Origin of the sequence: Methylobacterium sp. J-043, assembly GCF_022829505.1 — a bacterium.
Lineage (GTDB): Bacteria > Pseudomonadota > Alphaproteobacteria > Rhizobiales > Beijerinckiaceae > Methylobacterium > Methylobacterium extorquens_A.
In genome coordinates this window covers 1-2,867 of sequence record NZ_JAKSYB010000007.1, presented here as the reverse complement: position 1 = coordinate 2,867, position 2,867 = coordinate 1, and the positions used below count along the sequence as shown (strand labels likewise).

Below are 2,867 nucleotides of genomic sequence, written 5' to 3'. Positions count from 1 at the left end.
AAGCCGCCGCTCGGACGCTTCCAGATCTGAAAGCGGCCATCCGATCCGCCTTCGACACCCTCACGCCAAGGGCCTGCCGCAACTGCCTCGCCGCAGCTGGATACGACGCATACGATCCAACATGATCGGCAACAGCTCTAGGTGTGAGCTTTCAGGAGGTTGTCCATCCGGCCTGAACCGAGGACGCTGGAGTTGCGAGGCTTCAGCGATCTCGGAGCGACCGGATGAACATCCACCAGAATGCGCGTTTGACGCCCTCGGGTCGAGAGCGCCTTGTGCGGCTGGCTCAGAGCGGGCTCAGCCCGAAGGCGGTGGCCGCGACGATGGGTGTGTGCCCCAAGACGGTGGGCAAGTGGGTTGCCCGCTTCGAGGCCGAAGGAGCCGCCGGGCTGCAGGATCGCTCCTCGCGGCCTCACACGCTGCACCGCCCGACCCCGGTCGCGACCCAGGAAGCCATTGTGACTTTGCGCCGTCAGCGTCTGACCGGCGCGCAGATCGCCTGTGATCTCGCCGTCTCGCCGGCCACCGTCAGCCGGGTGTTGCGCCGGTACGGCCTGAGCCGCATGCGCGACCTCGAACCGCCTATGCCGGTCCAGCGATACGAGCGCGACAAGCCGGGCGAGTTGATCCACATCGACATCAAGAAGCTCGGCCGCTTCGAACGCGTCGGCCATCGCATCACCGGCGACCGCACCCGGCAGAGTTCGGGCCGCGGCATCGGCTGGGAGTATCTGCACCTCGCCATCGACGACCATTCGCGGCTGGCCTACTCCGAGATCCACCCCGACGAGACCCGAGTGTCCTGCCTCGCCTTCCTCTTCAACGCGCTGCGCTTCTTCCGCCGCCGCCACGGCATCGCGGTCGAGCGTGTGATGACCGACAACGGGCCGGCCTTCAAATCCAGACGCTACACCAAGGCGTTGCGCCGCCTGACCATTCGGAACAAGCGCACCCGGCCCTACACGCCGAAAACCAACGGCAAGGTCGAGCGCTTCGTCCAGACGTCCTTGCGCGAATGGGCTTATGCCCGCGCCTACGACACCTCGGAGCAGCGCGGTGCGGAACTGCCCGCCTTCCTGTTCCGCTACAACTGGAAGCGCCCACACAGCGGCATCAACGGCAAAACACCCATCAGCCGCCTCGGCTTGGCCGAGGACAACCTATTGAGCATCCACATCTAGGCCGGCATCGGGTCCGCCCACCAGTTGGTCCGCAGTGCAAGCCAACTCCGTACAGAGCGGGCCATCGTCACAAGCTGGGCTGGCGATGAAATGCTGCAATTGCTCGTGGCTCGCCAGCCCAACGCGGGCGGTCATCGGTTGCAGGCTCTTGCCATCCCCGAGGCCGACCAGACCGCGAGGGTACAGCGGCGCAAGGTCCGGCGTGTCTTACGCCCCAGCCCAGCCAGGAACGGGGCGAGCCCCGCGTCGAGATCACGACCGGACGACAATCCGACTTCTTAGCCTCTATCGGCACCACGACAGGATCAAGGTACACAACCTCCCCTAAAATGCCAAGGTAACGCTACGGGCATAACTATATCGGTCGTCATATGAATTGCCAACAATAGCTATATGTTTCTCCCAAGAAAATTATCCATTATAGTGCTAAACTGCGTAGCTCTGTCTGCTTTGAGATGATAGGATCGAACAAGCTGATTCCCATTTTTTCGAATTGTCGATAAAGTTTGTTTGTTATCTGCATTCATAATAAAGCTGATTACCTCGTCGAATGTCTCTTCAGTAATTGCAATGTAATTTAAACGGTCAATGAATCCGGCATTTGTGAAATGTCTTTTCAGTCCTGTTGGATCGGCGAGAAGAAGCAAGCCAGATCCCGGGATTTCAAACAATTTCGCAACCATGTAACTTTCATCGAACTTGATTGGCGTATTTTCGCGCGCCCAATCTAAACCCTGTTCGTTCCTGCAGATCTGGCTGAAACTGTATGGAAAGTACGTACAAGCAAATCCAATAGAGTGTTTCCTAACTTCGCCAAGTAATTTATCGGGACTGGTCTTGATGTAGTTGTATATATCAATTCCTGAATCGGTAAATTTTTCATGCCATTTTTCTCGGAACGCGTATTGATTTGCTCTTCCCGACAGTTTTGACATGTCAATATTAGGCGGATTGCACATCAACTGTCCGAAATGTACAATCGATTCTGAATTTGACTCTACAGGATCAGCAACCAAAAAATCCGTGCAATGCAACAAGAAAGGAATGATTTTAGTGCCTTGATTTCCGATCAAATCATCAATAATATCGAATCGCGATAAAACAAGGTCGGAATGCCTAACGGCTTCCGATAGATTGGAAAGGCTTGTTAGATGTAAATCTTCGGTAATTAATAAAATTTTGGACCCACATTCCTTAAGGTGACGTCGAGCATTTTCATCAAGCATTGACTCAAATACGACAATCCCGCCTACAGCTGAGCCATATTTATTTCTGGTATATTCAGTAAAATTTGAGCTGTTTTCTATAATATCGCCTATAGAACAATGATGCGTATCTTTGTACGAGTATATAATATCTGATAAGTCTTTAAAACAAGGCGCGTCGCCAGATCTGAAGTTTGGGGGAACAGTACTCAATACGATGCAATTATCCAAATTCGCCCCCTCAATGCGCTCTACGTTGATGCTGGCCATCCTGGCCGTCCCCCCATCTACCATCACCTGATTTTTATCGAAAGGTGGTAATTAGCCGTCCCTGTGACGGCTAGAGCTGTTGCCGATCGCTGCGAGTCGGCTGGGGTTCCGCGACGCGACGTGATCTGATTCCCTGTGGTCCTCGACAGGAGGATCGATGGGGTCGCCGTTGTCATTGGATCTGCGTGAGCGCGTCGTGAAGGCCGTGTCC

General features: G+C 54.8%; 2 protein-coding genes and 2 pseudogenes. 2 read left to right on the top strand and 2 right to left on the bottom strand.

Annotation, left to right across the window (positions count from 1 at the left end; all coding sequences use genetic code 11):
- A pseudogene (locus MKK50_RS00110) lies at window positions 1-125 on the top strand (IS630 family transposase); the annotation flags it as partial.
- Between the two features lie 99 nt (window positions 126-224).
- Window positions 225-1,181: an IS481 family transposase gene (locus MKK50_RS00105; RefSeq protein WP_499019532.1), complete on the top strand. Its 957-nt coding sequence runs from the start codon at window positions 225-227 to the stop codon at window positions 1,179-1,181.
- Here the strand turns inward: MKK50_RS00105 and MKK50_RS00100 are convergent.
- Window positions 1,170-1,450 (bottom strand): annotated as a pseudogene (locus MKK50_RS00100) (transposase); the annotation flags it as partial. The gene MKK50_RS00105 and the pseudogene MKK50_RS00100 sit on opposite strands and share 12 nt — an antisense overlap.
- A 120-nt stretch (window positions 1,451-1,570) precedes the next feature.
- Window positions 1,571-2,656, bottom strand: coding sequence for a glycosyltransferase (locus tag MKK50_RS00095; protein WP_499019530.1), 1,086 nt, complete (start codon window positions 2,654-2,656; stop codon window positions 1,571-1,573).
- Between the last annotated feature and the right edge of the window lie 211 nt (window positions 2,657-2,867).